Annotated in this window: 18 protein-coding genes; 10 read left to right on the forward strand and 8 right to left on the reverse strand. The window is 34.7% G+C overall.

The genetic code is table 11. The features are described from left to right. Positions 1–94: 94 nt before the first annotated feature. Positions 95–976, forward strand: coding sequence for an AraC family transcriptional regulator (locus tag J2772_RS02625; protein WP_317194476.1), 882 nt, complete (start codon positions 95–97; stop codon positions 974–976). Between the two features lie 405 nt (positions 977–1,381). On the opposite strand, the gene rplI is transcribed toward J2772_RS02625, so the two are convergent. From rplI to rpsF, 3 genes are all read right to left on the reverse strand, one after another. Then, complete coding sequence (gene rplI, locus J2772_RS02630) at positions 1,382–1,885, reverse strand: 50S ribosomal protein L9 (RefSeq protein ID WP_209913027.1); 504 nt, start codon at positions 1,883–1,885, stop codon at positions 1,382–1,384. Between the two features lie 110 nt (positions 1,886–1,995). Continuing rightward, positions 1,996–2,298 (reverse strand): 30S ribosomal protein S18, encoded by a 303-nt coding sequence (gene rpsR, locus J2772_RS02635; protein ID WP_034706728.1) that lies wholly within the window; start codon positions 2,296–2,298, stop codon positions 1,996–1,998. A 33-nt stretch (positions 2,299–2,331) separates the two neighbouring features. Next, positions 2,332–2,673 carry a 30S ribosomal protein S6 gene (gene rpsF, locus J2772_RS02640; protein WP_045497373.1) on the reverse strand — a complete coding sequence of 114 codons (342 nt, stop codon included), beginning with the start codon at positions 2,671–2,673 and terminating at the stop codon, positions 2,332–2,334. Positions 2,674–2,827: 154 nt separating this feature from the next. Between rpsF and J2772_RS02645 the strand changes: the two genes are divergently transcribed. Then, on the forward strand, positions 2,828–3,430 hold the full coding sequence (locus J2772_RS02645) for a hypothetical protein (protein WP_209913029.1): 603 nt from the start codon (positions 2,828–2,830) through the stop codon (positions 3,428–3,430). 28 nt (positions 3,431–3,458) lie between these two features. Here the strand turns inward: J2772_RS02645 and J2772_RS02650 are convergent, their stop codons facing one another. From J2772_RS02650 to J2772_RS02665, 4 genes are all read right to left on the reverse strand, one after another. After that, positions 3,459–4,808, reverse strand: a complete 1,350-nt coding sequence (locus J2772_RS02650) for a chloride channel protein (protein ID WP_209913031.1) — start codon at positions 4,806–4,808, stop codon at positions 3,459–3,461. A 210-nt stretch (positions 4,809–5,018) separates the two neighbouring features. Next, on the reverse strand, positions 5,019–6,449 hold the full coding sequence (locus J2772_RS02655) for a serine hydrolase domain-containing protein (protein WP_209913033.1): 1,431 nt from the start codon (positions 6,447–6,449) through the stop codon (positions 5,019–5,021). Positions 6,450–6,619: 170 nt separating this feature from the next. Continuing rightward, the gene (locus J2772_RS02660; protein ID WP_209913035.1) at positions 6,620–7,927 is read right to left on the reverse strand and encodes a dihydrolipoamide acetyltransferase family protein; all 1,308 of its coding nucleotides are present in this window, start codon (positions 7,925–7,927) and stop codon (positions 6,620–6,622) included. Positions 7,928–7,990: 63 nt separating this feature from the next. Continuing rightward, positions 7,991–8,818, reverse strand: a complete 828-nt coding sequence (locus J2772_RS02665; RefSeq protein ID WP_209913037.1) for an S-adenosyl-l-methionine hydroxide adenosyltransferase family protein — start codon at positions 8,816–8,818, stop codon at positions 7,991–7,993. 132 nt (positions 8,819–8,950) lie between these two features. Between J2772_RS02665 and J2772_RS02670 the strand changes: the two genes are divergently transcribed. From J2772_RS02670 to J2772_RS02695, 6 genes are all read left to right on the forward strand, one after another. After that, positions 8,951–9,910: a PhoH family protein gene (locus tag J2772_RS02670; protein ID WP_045497354.1), complete on the forward strand. Its 960-nt coding sequence runs from the start codon at positions 8,951–8,953 to the stop codon at positions 9,908–9,910. A 116-nt stretch (positions 9,911–10,026) separates the two neighbouring features. Further along, positions 10,027–10,704, forward strand: coding sequence for a porin family protein (locus tag J2772_RS02675; RefSeq protein WP_209913039.1), 678 nt, complete (start codon positions 10,027–10,029; stop codon positions 10,702–10,704). 147 nt (positions 10,705–10,851) lie between these two features. After that, positions 10,852–11,349, forward strand: coding sequence for a hypothetical protein (locus J2772_RS02680; protein WP_045497348.1), 498 nt, complete (start codon positions 10,852–10,854; stop codon positions 11,347–11,349). 452 nt (positions 11,350–11,801) lie between these two features. After that, a complete protein-coding gene (locus J2772_RS02685; RefSeq protein ID WP_209913042.1) occupies positions 11,802–12,473 on the forward strand; it encodes an outer membrane beta-barrel protein in 672 nt (223 codons plus the stop codon). An 86-nt stretch (positions 12,474–12,559) separates the two neighbouring features. Further along, on the forward strand, positions 12,560–13,210 hold the full coding sequence (locus J2772_RS02690) for a porin family protein (protein WP_209913044.1): 651 nt from the start codon (positions 12,560–12,562) through the stop codon (positions 13,208–13,210). Positions 13,211–13,227: 17 nt separating this feature from the next. Beyond that, positions 13,228–13,887: an OmpW family outer membrane protein gene (locus J2772_RS02695; RefSeq protein ID WP_209913046.1), complete on the forward strand. Its 660-nt coding sequence runs from the start codon at positions 13,228–13,230 to the stop codon at positions 13,885–13,887. 82 nt (positions 13,888–13,969) lie between these two features. Here the strand turns inward: J2772_RS02695 and ffh are convergent, their stop codons facing one another. After that, entirely contained in the window at positions 13,970–15,331 is a 1,362-nt protein-coding gene (gene ffh / locus J2772_RS02700; protein ID WP_045497337.1) for a signal recognition particle protein, read from the reverse strand. Between the two features lie 660 nt (positions 15,332–15,991). Between ffh and atpB the strand changes: the two genes are divergently transcribed. Together atpB and J2772_RS02710 are read left to right on the forward strand one after the other, a co-directional pair. Next, positions 15,992–17,119 carry a F0F1 ATP synthase subunit A gene (gene atpB / locus J2772_RS02705; protein ID WP_209913048.1) on the forward strand — a complete coding sequence of 376 codons (1,128 nt, stop codon included), beginning with the start codon at positions 15,992–15,994 and terminating at the stop codon, positions 17,117–17,119. 51 nt (positions 17,120–17,170) lie between these two features. Next, entirely contained in the window at positions 17,171–17,389 is a 219-nt protein-coding gene (locus J2772_RS02710) for an ATP synthase F0 subunit C (RefSeq protein ID WP_007844726.1), read from the forward strand. Positions 17,390–17,404: the final 15 nt, after the last annotated feature.

The raw sequence follows: 17,404 nt of genomic DNA on the forward strand, positions 1-17,404 counted from the left end.
GCACTGATATCGGCATGCGTTAAATATCATATTCATAAATTAATTAAAGGATTTTTGCTAAAATGATTTTGATACTGCAAATTTACGACGTCAGGTGTCCGACACTATTTGTGAAAACAGAAAAAGATTTGTTGATTTACGCCATTTTGAAAATTATGGCTATCTTTATTTAATGAATGACAGTCATTTCAAAGCCGTAGAGGATGAAGATGCCGAATTTTATGTGTATCATGTCCTTACCGGAAATATTACAACAGATATCCATTATCACAGTTCTGCTCAGTTGGTTTATGCAGAAGGCGGTATTGTACATGTCTTTACGGATCTGAAACACTGGTATCTTCCGGCAAGATGCTTTATGTGGATTCCTGCTGGTACGCCGCATTATCTTTTTTCTACCAGCCCCAAAGTAGATTTATATAATTTTTACTTCAAAAAGGAAGTGGACGAAAATGGCTTTTTTGATGAAATTAATATTTATTCAGTCAATGAGTTACTCAGAGAGATGATTTTATACACCAAAGATTGGAATGGGAAAATCACAATAAATGATGGCGCGAAATATTATTTTCTCAAAGCTTTAAAAGGAGTTTTGCCGGAAAAAAGAGATAAAAAGCTGGCTTTTCCAGTTCAGCATCCGTTTCCCAAAGATGAAACCTTACTGAAGATAGCCAGATATATTCATGCTAACATGGAGAAGCCTTTAACCATTGAATCTACCGCCAAAGAGTTTGGAATGAGCACAAGAACCCTTTCCAGGAAATTCAAAGAAATTTTGGGCATGAATTACGTCCGTTTTCTGAGAGCATTAAGAATTACCCGTTCTTTGGAGTTGATGCTGGAAGGAAAGTATAATATGTATGAGATTGCGATGATGGTAGGATATAATAGTTTGTCTTCTTTCAGCAATATCTTCAAGAAAATAATTGGAGTAGCACCAACGGAATATCAGCAGAAATTAAGAGGCGACAGGTAGCGAGCTGGAGGGTATTAGAGTATTAGAGTATTAGAGTATTAGAGTATTAGAGTATTAGAGTATTAGAGTGGGAGAGTCTAAGGTGTGTTTTGGGTTTGTAATACATGATGGTGAAAAATGCATTTTTCAGTTTATTAAAAACCATTACAGGTAAATGGAAATATTTCAACTAATATATCTTAGAATGTCCTATATTCCCCTTCTCTGAAGGGGTGGCTTTTTTGCAGAGCAAAAAGATGGGGTAGTTAAACTGAAACAAATTTCAATCAAAAACAGGAACTACAATCTTTCACAAACGCAGCCTGTCTCCAACCTCCAATCTATTAGCCTTCTCATCTCAACATAAAAAAAACCACTTCAAAAATTGAAGTGGTTCTTATATTGTGAGAAATTCTCTGTTGCTTATTAAGCTTCTTCAGATTTAGCTTCTTCCTTCTTAGCAGCAGGAGCAGCTACAACTGGAGCGTCAGATACGATATCGAATTCGAAATTGTATTCAACGTTTCTGTGTAATCTGATGTTTGCAGTTACTTTACCAGTTCTCTTGATAGTGTTACCTGGGATTTTGATATATTTCTTCTCTACAGAAACTCCAGCTTTAGCAAGAGCAGCAGAAAGATCTGCATTATTGATAGATCCGAATAATTTATCACCAGAACCTACTTTTGCAGGGATAGTAACAGAAGTTTTCTTCAATTGCTCAACTACAGCGTTAGCAGCAGCGATTAATTTAGCTTCTTCTTCTTTTCTAGCTTCTAAAGTAGCTTCTAAAGCAGCTTTGTTTTTAGGTGTAGCTAAAAGTGCAATTCCTTTAGGTAGTAAGAAGTTTCTTGCATAACCTGGCTTTACACTTACTGTATCAAACTCAAGTCCTAAGTTTTCTACGTCTTGTTTTAGGATGATATCCATTGTTGTTGTCCTTTTTTTAGATTTTAGAGTGATCCAAAATCAAGTTAGAATTAATTATTTATTCAGCAACAAAAGAAGAGATTACTCTCTTCTTTTATTTATTTTTTGTCTTATTTTAATAAGTCAGCTACGTAAGGTAGTAAAGAAAGGTGTCTTGCTCTTTTGATAGCAGCAGAAACTTTTCTTTGGTATTTTAAAGAAGTTCCAGTGTATCTTCTTGGTAAGATTTTACCTTGCTCGTTTACAAATTGTAATAAGAAATCAGCATCTTTGTAATCAACGTGCTTAATTCCGTATTTTTTGAATCTACAATATTTCTTTTCAGATTTTGTATTGATATCAAGTGGAGTAAGGAATTTTACTTCTGATTCTCCTCCAGCTGAGGCTTGTTTAGCCATTTCATCTATTGCCATGTCTTGTCTTTTTTAAAAAATAGGGTTAATTAATTAAGCTTTAGCTGATTTTACTTTAGCTCTTCTAGTTACAGCGTACTCAACAGCGTGCTTGTCAAGTTTTGTAGTAAGGTAACGGATTACTCTCTCGTCACGCTTGAATGCTAATTCTAAGTCAGCTACTACAGAACCTTCTCCTTTAAATTCGATTAAAGTATAGAACCCATTCTTTTTCAATTGGATTGGGTAAGCTAATTTTTTTAATCCCCAGTTTTCTTTAGCAACGATTTCGCAGTTCTTTTCTTTGATAAGATCTACATACTTGTTCACTGCTTCCTCTACCTGTGACTCAGATAGAACGGGAGTTAAAATGAAAACAGTTTCGTAATTGTTCATAATGTTAAATGAATTTGTTAATTATTTCGAGGTGCAAAATTAGAAATTATATTTGTAATATGCAAACGTATTGATGAAATAATGGAGTGTTAATCGTTGAAGTTTGAGTATTGATGGCATTTTTTATACCTTTACTGGAAGAATTTTTTATTTCATGAAAACTAAAATTTATACGCTGCCGCTGTTGCTGATGGGAATTGTCTGCTATTCACAGGATAAGATTTCCAAGAAAAATGGAACTTCTTTTGATGCTAAAATTATAGAAGTCGGAGCTTCAAATATTACTTACAAAGAATTGGATTATCTGGATGGGCCTAGCCACTCATTAAACAAATCAGAAATTTACAAAATCACTTATGCTAACGGAAAGGAAGATCTTCTGGGAAAATATCATAATGTGGATGAAGTGAAGGCTTTTATTGCTGATAAAATTAAAGTATTTGGAGCAGATAGGGATAATGGAATGCTAAGACTTGCTGCTGAATTCGAAGGAAATAATATTAGAGTAAATTCGGTAGATAAAAATGGGAAACTCTATTATGAAGGAGATTTGTGGGATTTGAGCAAAGTTGTAGAGTTTCATAAAGTATCCAAAAGGAAAAATGGGGATGCATTTTTAAATATAGTAACCTACAAAGTGAAAAGATCAAGTGAAAAACTGGATAAGCTGGTGATTAGAGTCATAAATTATGAAATAGCTGAAGAACTATCGGAAGCCTTTAAAGACCTAAATATAATGCTAAAAAAAGATCTGTAAACAACAGGTCTTTTTTATTATAGGAAGTTTAGTCTTTTCTGAGTTCCGTTAAAAAATTCACTTTCAATACATCGTACAAAGAATGTCTGCTTACTAAGATAGAAGCAATGGAAGAAACCATGCCGGCAAGCATCAGATGAAAAATCAATGAATGCCTGTCAGTCATTTCCAGTACAATAATGGCTGATGTAAATGGAGCTCTGGTAATTCCGGTAAGAAAAGCAACCATTCCCCCTAAAACGACTACGTTGGTTTCATTGGGAGTTAAATGAATCACTCCTGAAATAACAGATCCGATACTTGCTCCTGCGGATAAAGCTGGAGCGAAAATACCACCGGCACCTCCGGAAGTAAAGGATAGGGCAGGACCAAGCATTCTTAAAATAGGAACATACCAATCTTCATGTTTATCCTTTGTAAAAAGTACCCGTTCCATGATTTCCTTTCCTGAACCCAAAATTTCACGATTAATGAAATAGGCGATAGAGGCAATAATTAAAGCACATACAACCAGAAATGCAACATTAGCTCTATCTGTTTTCAGCGTTTTCCTTTTCCAGCCATTGATTTTAAGCATAATTACGGAAAGCTGACTTGCCATAATTCCGGCAGTAGCTGCTACCAGTATGATAGGAAACATCACCATGAGAGAAACATCATTGGTTTTTGGATACCCTAAATACAAATAAGATCCGGCTAAAGTTTGGGCTGTAAGACCAGCGATAATGACCGCTGTAAATAAAGCTGTTTTAAAGTAATTGATATGTGTTTTTGATAATTCCTCTACGGCAAAAACAATCCCGCCAAGAGGAGTGTTAAAAGCCGCCGCAAGACCTGCTGCTGCACCTGTCATAATCATATTCTTCTTAGATATTTTCGGCCACCAATCTGGAAGGTATTCATTTACTTTTCTGAAAACAGAGCCTGCAATCTGGATGGTAGGACCTTCGCGGCCTACGGCACCACCACCAATCACCAAAATTACAGACGAAATAATTTTGAAAATAATGATTTTTAAGCTTAAAAGGCTTCTGATCTTTTTATGCTCTTTCGGATTAGCGAGTTCTACTGCCGCCATCACTTGGGGAATGCCACTTCCTTTAGCATTGGGTGCAAATTCCTTTACCAGCCACCACGAAAGCACAAATCCTATGGGAGCAATAATGAAAATCATCCATGCATGCCACTCAAAAATAAAGTTCATGAGATGTTCACCCCAGGCAAATACCTCTGCATACAATACTGCAAAAAAACCGGTAATCACAGATCCAATCCAAAAGGGAATGGCTTGCAAAAGATTGTGCTTCAGCTGTTCATTCCGGATGTTGTCAAAGGATTTCTTTATGGATTGGCGAATAAGGATGAGGATTTTCAGCATTTATTATTTTTGAGAGATGAAATTACAGCAAATTTTTGAGAATTATATTTCTTTTAAAGATTTTTGAAATGATTTAAAATATAATCAGGAATATAAAAATACATGATTTTTTTATAAAGTTTATAATTGTTGAAAAAAGTTTGGGAAAATAGAAGGCCTTGACTTTTAGTCAAGGCCCCCTATTTTTAGACTCAATATTTTAGGACAAAATTATTTCTTTTTCGTCAGATCCTCTATTTTATTAATCATTTTTAGAGCATTGGTATTTTCCGGATTTAATGCTAATGATTTTTTATAATTTTCTAATGCTAAAGCATAATTTTTGGCTGAAAAATATCCTTCACCCAAACTGTCAAAAGAATTTGCTGATTGTGGATTTTCCTTAACGTTGATTGCGAAAACTTTAACTGCTTCATCAGTTCTTGAGTTTCTCAATAAAATATAACCTATGTCGTTCAGTGTATTTTCAAAATTCCATTTTGGATTTTTGGCTTTTAGGGAATAATAGATTTTCTCAGCATCAGGATTGTTTTTTTTAGAAAACTCGGAGATGATGGTTTCTTCTGCTGATGAATAGTCGTCTGTTAAAGTTTTATCAATCATAGCAGCAATGTGATTAATAATGCGGTATTGGATAGGGAATAAGCTGTACCCATTAGACATCATAACGATTGCCATATTATTTTGTGGATAAATTTTATAAGCACTTACATTTCCACCAGAAAAATTGTATGAGGCTATATTATTCACTCTACTGATGTCCCATCCATAGGTGAAAACATCTTTTTTATTACCAAAGTCAAAGGGCTGCCACATCATGTCTTTTGTTTTTTGATGGAGGAAATCGTTTTTACTAAGGTGGCTGCTCCATTTTAAAAATGCCGGAAGGGTTATGGCTATTCCATTGGCAGAATGTGCTCTTGTTCCACTAATGTCCGTAGATTTTTCATATTGTTTTCTTTCAGAATTGTAGTTGTATTTTACAACACGGTGAGGAATTTTTTCAAGAGCATTTGAAGAAAAAACAACTTGTTTTTTAGAATCTGAAAACTGATTGTTCATAATGAAGTTTTCAAAAGACTGTCCCGTTATTTTTTCAATAATCATGGTAAGAAGAAAATAGTTCGTTTGATTATAACTGAATTGATTTCCTGTTTTAAATTCCATTTTTTCCTTAGCCAGCCGTTCAATAACCTTGGTATTAGAATCATCTATGGAGATCTCATTAAAGGCGATAAGGTTTGGAATTCCGGAAGAATGGGTTAACAGGTTTTTTACTTTAACCTCCTGCCATTCTTTAGGCAGGTTTTCAATATATTTTGAAATATTGTCTTCCAAAGATAATTGACCTTTTTCAATCAGTTGAAAAGCGCCAACATTTGATATTAACTTAGAGGTTGAATATATCCTGAACATTGAATTGGAATCAACCTTTTTATCATTTTCCAGAGTTTCCTTACCATAATACTGTTGAAAAACGATCTGGTCATCTTTGATAATTCCAATAGCCAAACCTGGGATCTGATTGATTGTCATCACTTCTTTCACGTACCGATCAATTAATGCAGATTGTTCAGTTTTCTGTGTGTAGGCCATTATCGAAGTGCTTAAAGCAAATGTGGTTAAAATGAATTGTTTCATATATAATTTGGTTCTGTTTTATAAAAGACAATTTGAACCCAGGTTATATTACCTCGTAATTCAAATACACACAGATTAGTCCACAAAAAAACCTCCGATTAAAAATCGAAGGTTTTATATTTGTTATAGAATCAGTGGTAAGAAATTACTTATTGCTGATTACTCATGACTTATATTTCTGTGTTCAGATCCCAGTTTTCTAGGTAGTCATGAACATGTTTCAGCATCATTCCACCTAGAGAACCGTCTACCACTCTGTGGTCATAAGAGTGAGACATGAACATCAGGTTTCTGATTGCAATTACGTCACCATCAGCTGTTTCAAGAACTGCAGGTTTCTTAACGATAGCTCCGATAGCAAGGATTGCAACCTGTGGCTGAGGAATAATTGGTGTTCCCATAAGGTTTCCAAAGCTTCCAACGTTAGAGATGGTATAAGTAGCTCCCTGAGTATCTTCCGGTCTTAATTTCTTGTTTCTGGCTCTGTAAGCTAAATCATTGATTGCTTTAGCAAGACCTGAAAGAGATAACTGGTCTGCATTTTTAATTACAGGAACAATAAGGTTTCCGTCTGGTAGAGCAGTTGCCATACCGATGTTGATGTTTTTCTTTTTAATGATGTTTTCACCACTTATAGAAACATTAATCATTGGGAAATCCTGGATTGCTTTTACTACAGCTTTCACAAAAATAGGCATGAAAGTAAGCTTTTCTCCTTCACGTTTTTCGAAGACCGCTTTGTTTTTATTTCTCCATTTTACAACGTTGGTAACGTCTGTTTCAATGAAAGAAGTTACGTGTGGAGCAATTTGTTTTGCTTTCACCATGTTTTCAGCGATGATCTTTCTCATTCTATCCATCGGAATGATTTCGTCACCTGCAGCGGCAGTAATTGTTGCAGCTGGTGCTGAAACAGGAGCTGGAGCAGAAACTGTTTGCTGAACCGGAGCAGCCTGTTGAGCAGGTTGGCTTCCTCTGTTAGCAACGTAAGCTAAAATATCTTCTTTAGTAATCCTTCCTTCTAAACCGCTTCCTTTGATAGATTTCAGTTCAGCTTCAGAAATATTTTCCTGTTGTGCAATTGATTTTACAAGTGGAGATAAATAAAGGTCTCCTGAGAATTCTACATTGGATGCAGCTACAGTTTGTAAAGGCTGCTCAATAGTTGTTAAAGTTTCAGTATCCGGAGTCGCTGCTGGTGTTTCAGAGGTTACTTCCTCAGAAGCAGAACCTTCTCCTTCAATTTCTAAAATAGCAATGGCCTCACCTACTTTTGCAACTTCATCTTTTTGCTTTAAAATTTTTACGATTTTTCCCGAAACTGGTGTCGGAACGTCTGAATCTACTTTATCTGTTGCAATTTCTACTACAGAGTCATCCTCTTTTACGTTATCACCTTCATTGAATAACCAAGTGATAATTGTCGCTTCCATAACCCCTTCTCCCATGGAAGGAAGCAATAATTTGTATTCTGCCATTTTTGATTTTTAGATTTTGACAAATATATAAAAAAAATCGGTTTTTTTATGAAATATATAATTTTACGTGAATTCAATGTAGATATTTTCTCCTACATTCAGTCCAAACAGGCTTTTAGCTCCGTTTTTCTTGCTACCTTTATAGATAGTAAGCTCCAATAACTGACTGTCATTGAAGATTGCTGCGGACTGCCCATGGAATTCCGTCTCCCTTTCCCAGTCTGAAACTACTTCCGTGTGGCTGGAAAAGATCCTTGAAAGACTCAGGTTTCTGAATTTTATGGTAAATCCATTGTATCCTTTGCTGATATTTTCAAAGAAATCTTGATTGATATTTGAGATTATATTTCCGAAATTATCAATATAAGTAACTTCACCAATAATCATTCCTTCAGATTCATTATAAACAGCTCTTGGGAACATGAGTTGCTTAACAGTATCTATTTTTCTTCCGATTACTTCCGGAAGGCCGCCATTCGCCAGATGTACAGCAGCAGGAACAAAAATGTCTGTAGAAGTGAAATTGATGACATCATCAAAACGATTGTTAAGTGTGATCTCATAGATTGCTTCCGGTTTAATATCAAAAAAGATTAGGCTTAAAAGACCGTTGTCTGCTGTCAAAAAGTAAGAGCCATCAGCTTTATAAAGGATATTTTTTCTCGATTTATGGTAAAAACTGTCCACAGAAATAATATGGATGCTTCCTTTTGGAAAATATTTATAAGCGTTTCTTACAATATAAGACGTTTGTATAAGATTGAATGCCTGGATGTCGTGGGTTATATCAATAATATTAACCTCAGGATTTAGAGACAGAATTTTGCCTTTCACAGCGGCAACTCTGTAATCTAAATTTCCGAAATCCGAAGTAAGGGTAATAATTGACATGAGCAATTTATAGAATAGTGTAGTCTTGCAAAGTTATTTAAAATAAAAAGAAAGCCCGAAAGATTGTTGAAAAGAATTTGATATAAATTTGAAAAAAAGCTTTAATTTTAAAATCTAAAATAAAAATACTGCATGTTTGAATTGACCTATGATCTGGAAGATATCGATGCGAAAATCTTCTATGGAGTTAATAACCAATATTTCAACTTAATAAAATCAAGTTTTCCTACCATTAAAATTACTGGAAGAGACCATTATATTTTTGCAATGGGAAATCAGGAAGCTTTAGATATACTGAAACAAAAACTGAATGACATTGTAAAATTTATCTCAAAAAACAATTCGATAGCTCTGAAAGACGTTGAAAATATCCTGAATATTAAAGATGAAAATGAGAAACAACTGATTTTTGATCAGGATATCATCGTAAAAGGAGTCAATGGAAAAGTTATTAAGGCTAAAACGACCAATCTTAAAAAACTGGTAAAGGAAACCGAGAAAAAAGATATGGTATTTGCCATTGGCCCTGCAGGAACCGGAAAAACATATACCAGCGTTGCATTGGCCGCAAGAGCTTTAAGAGATAAGGAGGTGAAAAGGATTGTTCTGACAAGACCGGCGGTAGAAGCAGGGGAGAGCCTTGGATTCTTACCGGGAGACCTTAAAGAAAAGCTGGATCCGTACTTGCAGCCATTGTATGACGCGCTTCGTGATATGATCCCGCATGAAAAACTGGAAGGATTTATGGAAAAAAAGGTCATTGAAGTGGCTCCGTTAGCTTTTATGAGAGGGCGTACTCTTGATGATGCCTTTGTAATTCTTGATGAAGCACAGAATACAACCCATGCTCAGATGAAAATGTTCCTGACAAGGATGGGAATGAATGCGAAGTTTATTATTACAGGAGATCCAAGTCAGATTGACCTTCCGAAAAACCAGCAATCCGGATTGAAAGAAGCTATGAGAATATTGAATGGCGTGAAGGAAATTGGTTTCGTGCATCTTACAGAGGAGGATGTAGTGAGACACCCTGTCGTAAGAAAAATTATCTTAGCTTATAATGATGAAGAAAAAAGACAGAGAAATGAATAATCCTGAATGGATAAAAGTTCCGTTAACCTTTTGTTAACCTTAAATTTTCTCTTAAAATTTGTTAATTTGAAAAAATTAATTAGTTTTGCAGTCCTTAAATGTATAACTAATTAACAATGAAAAAAACATTACTTATTGCAGCGGTAGCTGTATTGGGAATCAACGCAAACGCTCAGGAATTTAAATTTGGACCTAAAGCTGGTTACTCTTTATCAATGCTTAAGGCAACTGGTGAAGGAACTACTTACAAATTTGATGCAAAATCTACTTTCTATGCTGGTGCAATGGCTGAATATAAGTTCAGTGATAAATTTGCTGTGCAAGGGGAGGTTTTATATTCTCCACTTGGAGGTAAGCAAGAAGAAGCTGTTGCTTTTACCGAAGCAGGAGTAAATGTAACAGGTACTGAAAAAACAGACTGGAAACTGGGAACTGTACAAATTCCTATCAGTGCTAAATATTATGCTACTGAGAATTTAGCTTTCGGAGTAGGTCTTAATGTAGGTGTTATCATTTCTGCAAAAGTGAAATCAACATTAGAATTATCGGGATCAGCTCTAGGAGAAGCATTTTCTGAATCGGAAACAACAACTACAGATGTGAAAGATAACATGAATAAGCTAAATTTAGCTCCATTTGTTGGTGCTGAATATACACTTGAAAACGGATTGTTTTTTGATGCAAGATATAACTTAGGTGTTTCTAACCTTGCTAAAAAAGAAGACGGAGAAAATGGAACATTAAAAAACAGCTTCATTCAAGTAGGTGTAGGTTTCAAATTTGGAGGGAATTAATCCTAAAGATTTAAGAAATAAAAGCATATAAAAAAACAGGACATAATTTGTTCTGTTTTTTTGTTTTTAATGAATGGAATATGTCTGGATATGTTCTTTTGATAAAAATAATTAGTACTTTTGGACCGTAAAATTTAAACTTAAAAAATGAAAAAGCTATTATTAGTAGGTGCTTTTGCACTTTTAGGAGGTGCTGCGCAGGCGCAGGAAGGTTTAAAATTAGGAGGACACATTGGTGTTCCTGTATCTGATGCAAGCAATGTATCTTCATTTACACTAGGAGTAGATGGAGCTTATATGTGGAATATTGCTAAAGGTTTTGACCTTGGGGTAGCAACAGGATACTCCCATTTCTTCGGGAAAGATCACTTTGATGATTTCGGATTTATTCCTGTAGCAGTTTCTGGTAAATATAAATTTAAAGGAGCGCCTATTTTTGTAGGGTTAGACTTAGGATATGGAATTTCTACTAAAGACGGTGTAGATGGTGGTTTCTATGCACAACCTAAATTCGGATACCAGATGTCTAAAGGAGAATTGTACATAGGATATCAGTCTATCAGCAACAGACGTGATCACGGTTGGTACAGAGAAGACTGGAATGTAGGTGCTGTTAACTTAGGATACAACTTCTATATTAAATAAGCACATATTGCAATAATATAAGAAACTCCGGTCAAAAGCCGGAGTTTTTTTATTAGACCATGCTGTATAGGTATTATAGAATTTAGCTATGTGGCTCTGTTGTACCACTTTGGGACGGTAATATTAACTATAATTATAAACATTTGTTTGATTTTTTTAAGTTAATTCCTTAAAAATTAACATTTTAGCAAGACTGTTTTTGCTGTATTTTGCCAATTTAAGCTGATTTCACTAAAGTCTTTATATTTTAAAAATCAAACATATGAGGCTCTGGGTGTCAAATTGAGATTTTTTTATTCATAATATTGTGAAAAACTCAAAAGACTCTCCTTGATATGATTTATTATTATAAAACCTTAAATTTTAACAATGATATTAATCACATTAACAAATTTTAATATTAGTGGATACCACTGTAAATTTGCCTCCAGAAAGTATTAAAATTTTTTAAAATGAAAAAAATATTATTAGCGGGTGCTGTTGCACTTTTCGGATTATCAAATGCTCAGATTGCTAAAGGTACTACATATGTTTCAGGACAATTAGGGTATACTCAAAATGAAAATAACAATACAGATGTTAAAGTTGAGAGCTTCAAAATTCTTCCAACTGTAGGTTATTTCGTAAACACTAACCTAGCTGTAGGTGTAGGTGTAGGTTATAAAAACGATAACACTAAAAAAACTGAATCTACAGGAACTAATCCTTTAACTATTACTGAAGGTAAAGTAACTGAGTCTGCAATCGTTGTAGCTCCTTTCGTAAGAAAATACTGGACTATTGGTGAAAAATTATATATCTTCGGACAATTAGAAGTTCCAATGGCATTTGGTCAAAATAAAGTTGAAGGTACTTCAACAACTACATTGACTACACCAGCTGGTACAACTACTTCAGTTTCTTCTGTATCTGATAAATCTAACTTCACTTCAATCGGAGTTAACATTAAGCCAGGTTTAGATTATTTCTTAAACAAAAACTGGACTATCGAAGCTACTATCGGTGAATTCGGATACAACACTTACAAGCAAAATGTTGACGGAGCTAAGAGAGTTAATGATTATAACTTCGGTTTAAACTTAACTTCTGTAACTTTCGGAGTTAAATATGTGTTTTCAAAATAATAAACAAAGCATATAGTAATATAGAGCCCTAGGATTATTATCTTAGGGCTTTTTTATTTTACACTATTAAAAATATATAATAATCCATGAAAAAGATCTTATTAGCATCTGCAATCGTTCTGTTTGCAGGGCTTAATGCACAAACAAAATTCGGAGTAAAAGCAGGATATGCTTTATCAACATTAAATTCTAACAGTGATAGTTTTGAATTTGAAGGGTTAAAGGCTAATCTAGAATCAAAATCCGGCTTTTATGTTGGAGGGCTGGTTGAGCATAAACTCAATAATAAGTTTGCATTGCAGGGAGAAATTGAATATGCAAATCTGGGTGGTAAGGCTGTTGTGAGCGCTAATGGTGTTACCGTTACAGAAAAGCTTAACTTCAACAGAATTGTAATCCCTGTGTCAGCAAGATATTATGCAACACCGGAATTAGGGCTTTATGCAGGTCCATATGTGAGCTTTAGAACCAATACAAAAGTGAAGATGGAGGTTAGTGGAGCGGTTTCTAATCAGGAAGCTTTACATGAAGGAGAAAAATACCTTGAAAAATACTTTGATGATGGTCTTAAGTCTACAGAGTTCGGTTTATTCCTTGGAGCGGATTATAACATTTATAAAGGTCTGTTTTTAGATGCTCGTTATAGCTTTGGTCTGACGAATATGATTAAGGATCCTGTAGATGGAGAAAAACTAAAAATGAACTTCTTACAACTTGGAGTAGGATATAAATTTTAATCATTCAATTAATAATCATGAAAAAACTATTATTAGCGGGTGCAGTAGCACTTTTCGGGCTTTCTAATGCCCAAATGACTAAAGGAGACTGGGTAATCAGCGGAAACACAGGAATGGGTTTTAACAACACTACAACGACTGTAAAAGTAGGAGGTAACTCTACTGATGGCCCAAAAGTAAACACATTTTCAATTACTCCTTCCGTAGGGTACTTTGTCATAGACAAATTAGCGGTTGGTATTGATTTAGGATATGTTAACACTACAACTAAATATCAAGGTCTTAAATCTACAAATTCTACTTTTTCTGTAATGCCTACGGCTACTTATTATTTTACTAATTCCAGTAAGTTTGTACCCTTCTTAGGGGCAGGGATTGGATATGCATCCAATAAGACAAAGTATTCTTTTTATAATGACATCAATAATGAAGGGCTTGATCCTTTATTAATGAAAGATACAGAGGCTACTACAGATGGTTTAGCGTGGAAAGTAAAAGGAGGGGTAACTTATATGGCTACTTCGTCTTTAGGAATCAATTTAGGAGTTTCTTATGACCAGTTTTCAAATAAGGAAACTATTATGAATACAGATGTTAAAACGAATATTAAAACTTTCGGGGTTAATGTTGGTTTTTCTTACTTTATCAAGGGGAAAGCTCAGAAATCTGATAAATAATAAGCCTATTTAAAGATAAAAAACAAAAAAATCCGACTCAAAACTGAGTCGGATTTTATATGTAACGGAATCTGGTTCTGAATTATTTTCCAAACATTCCACCCATTCCGGGCATATTTGGCATTTTGCTCATCATCTGCATCATCTGCTTTCCTTGAGGTCCTTGCATCATCTTCATCATTTTACCCATCTGATCGAATTGTTTCATCAATTGGTTCACATCTTCAATCTTTCTTCCTGCGCCTCTTGCAATTCTGTTTTTTCTCTGAGTATTGATAATAGAAGGTTTTCTTCTTTCTTCCGGTGTCATGGAGTAGATAATTGCTTCAATATGCTTGAATGCATCATCACTGATCTCTACATCTTTGATGGCTTTTCCAACCCCAGGAATCATTCCCATCAGGTCTTTCATGTTACCCATCTTCTTGATCTGGTTGATCTGCTTTAAGAAATCGTCAAAACCAAACTCGTTTTTAGCGATTTTCTTGTGAAGTTTTTTAGCTTCTTCTTCGTCAAACTGCTCCTGAGCTCTTTCTACTAAGGAAACAACGTCTCCCATTCCTAAGATTCTGTCGGCCATCCTTTCCGGATAGAAAACATCAAGGGCTTCCATTTTTTCTCCTGTAGAGATAAATTTGATCGGTTTTTCAACTACAGAACGGATCGTTAAAGCGGCACCCCCTCTTGTATCACCATCTAATTTGGTAAGAACAACCCCGTCAAAATTCAATGCATCGTTGAAGGCTTTAGCAGTATTCACAGCATCCTGACCAGTCATGGAATCTACTACGAAAAGAGTTTCCTGTGGTTTGATGAAATAATGTACGGATTTGATCTCGTTCATCATCTGCTCATCAATTGCTAAACGACCTGCGGTATCCACAATTACTACATCGTGGTTGTTAGCCTTTGCAAAATTGATTGCATTTTCCGCAATAGTAGAAGGGTTTGTAGCTCCTTCTTCAGTATAAACAGGAACATTAATTTGCCCTCCTAATACTTTCAGCTGGTCAATCGCAGCAGGACGGTAAACGTCACATGCCACTAATAAAGGCTTTTTATTTCTTTTTGTTTGTAAATAATTAGCAAGTTTTCCGGAGAAAGTAGTCTTACCAGAACCCTGAAGACCTGCAATAAGGATTACAGATGGTTTTCCTGAAAGATTAATCCCTTCCTGAGAACCTCCCATCAAATCCACAAGCTCGTCATGAACAATTTTCGTCATCAGCTGTCCCGGAGTAAGGGAAGTAAGAACGTTTTCTCCTAAAGCTTTATCCTGAACTCTTTTAGTAAGATCTTTTGCAACTTTATAGTTAACATCGGCATCTACCAATGCTCTACGGATCTCCTTTACGGTTTCCGCTACATTGATTTCGGTAATTTTTCCACGTCCGGAAATATTATGTAATGCCTTGTCTAATTTATCCTGTAAACTATTAAACATATTTATTGTAAATTATAGGTTTGCAAAAATAAGGAATTTTTAAGAAACCTGAGTATGATAGACTTAATATTATAGGGATTTGATTGAAGTTGTGTGCTGGAAGCGGGGATAAATAAGTTTTTTTGGGTCGATAAAACCCAATGAGATTCTTTAATAAGGTGTTTTTTTAAAATCTAAGAGTTACAAAGTCACTTTTAATAAAATGAATTAAAAGTGTAACTCTATGCAATAGTGCTTCCTTCTTCCAGCTCCCTACCTTATATATAAGAATTCTTTTGTTTCAAAAATTATAATCTTATTTTTGCAGCATGAATTTTCTTGATAGTTTTATTATTATAGTATTAATAGCATTCCTTAATATAATAGTATATACAATATTTAAAAAATATTTGTACGGTAAACAGGATGCAGGAATGAAATTTCTGGTCATTAACCTCTCTAAGGATTTAATATGGCTTATTATTTCTTTAATTATAATTGAAAAGACGAAAGCTAATTTTCTCTTTATAGTGATCTGTTTTCTTATCGCATCTTTCCTTATTTATTTACCCATAATAAAACTCATTAATAAGTCTTGATTTTTTTGATGATAAAAATCAATTTTTAGTATTGGTAAAGTTTAATAAAATCGATATATTTGCACACGATTAAAAAAGAGATATGAACAGAAAAATTTCTTCATTATTTTTCACATTTTTATTTGTGTTTATAAGCAGTTTAGCTTCTGCTCAGCACGAATCTGAAGGAGAGAAATCAGCGGAAAAAGTAGAGAACAAAGAAGTGAAAGACGGCTTCAATGCGACCACGATGATCATGGAACACATTGGTGATTCTAATGAATGGCATTTATGGACTACAAAAGATGACAGTGGTGAAGAACATCACGTTTCTATCCCTTTGCCTGTTATCATCAAAGATAATGAAGGCTGGCATACTTTTCTTTCTAGTAGTATTGCTCACGGACACGAACATGATGGATATACTTTAGAACACGGGCAGGTAGTTTCTACTAAAGGTGTTGAAAAAGCTACATTATTTTCAATCATCAGTGGGAAGCAAAAATCAAACGAAGTGTTTTTTGATCTTTCAGTAACAAAAAATGCAGCTTCAATGTTCTTGTCAGTACTTTTTATGGCGGTAGTGTTCATAGGAATGGCAAGAAACTATAAAAAATCACAACTTCCAAAAGGTATTGGGAGATTTATGGAGCCAGTGATTGTGTTTATCAGAGACGAGGTGGCTATTCCAAATATCGGGTCTGTTAAATATAAAAGATATATGCCTTATTTATTAACTGCATTCTTCTTTATCTGGATTAACAACCTTTTTGGATTAATTCCATTCTTCCCTTTCGGAGCAAACCTTACAGGTAACATTGCAATCACAGCAGTATTGGCAATTATTACATTATTAATTACATTATTCAGTGCAAATAAAGATTACTGGAAGCACATCTTTATGCCGCCGGTTCCCATCTTATTGTACCCAATTATGGTTCCAATTGAGATTATCGGAATCTTTACAAAGCCTTTCGCTTTAATGATGCGACTTTTCGCTAACGTTACAGCGGGACACATTATGATCTTGGCGATCGTTTCATTGATCTTCATTTTCAAAACTCCATTATTAGGATTTGCATCTGTACCATTAGCATTATTCGTTTCAGTATTGGAATTATTGGTAGCAGCATTGCAAGCATATATCTTCACTGTATTATCCGCACTATTTATCGGAATCGCAGTTGCAGAACACGAACATGAGCACGGTCACGAAGAGCACGCTCACTAATTAAAAGAAAGAATTTAAAAATAATTTTTTAACTAATATAATTTATTTATTATGGATTTATCAACAGGAGCAGGATTAATTTACGTAGGTATCGGTTTAGCAGTACTAGGTGTAGGTCTAGGTATCGGTAAAATCGGTGGTCACGCAATGGACGCTATCGCTAGACAACCAGAACAAGCTGGTAAGATTCAAGGAGCAATGCTTATTGCTGCTGGTCTTATTGAAGGTGCTGGTCTTATCGCGATCATCTTTGGTGCTTTCATCAAGTAATCTATCCTCAAAAAA

It is taken from the genome of Chryseobacterium jejuense (assembly GCF_017877355.1).
In the GTDB taxonomy this organism is placed as follows: Bacteria; Bacteroidota; Bacteroidia; order Flavobacteriales; family Weeksellaceae; genus Chryseobacterium; species Chryseobacterium jejuense_A.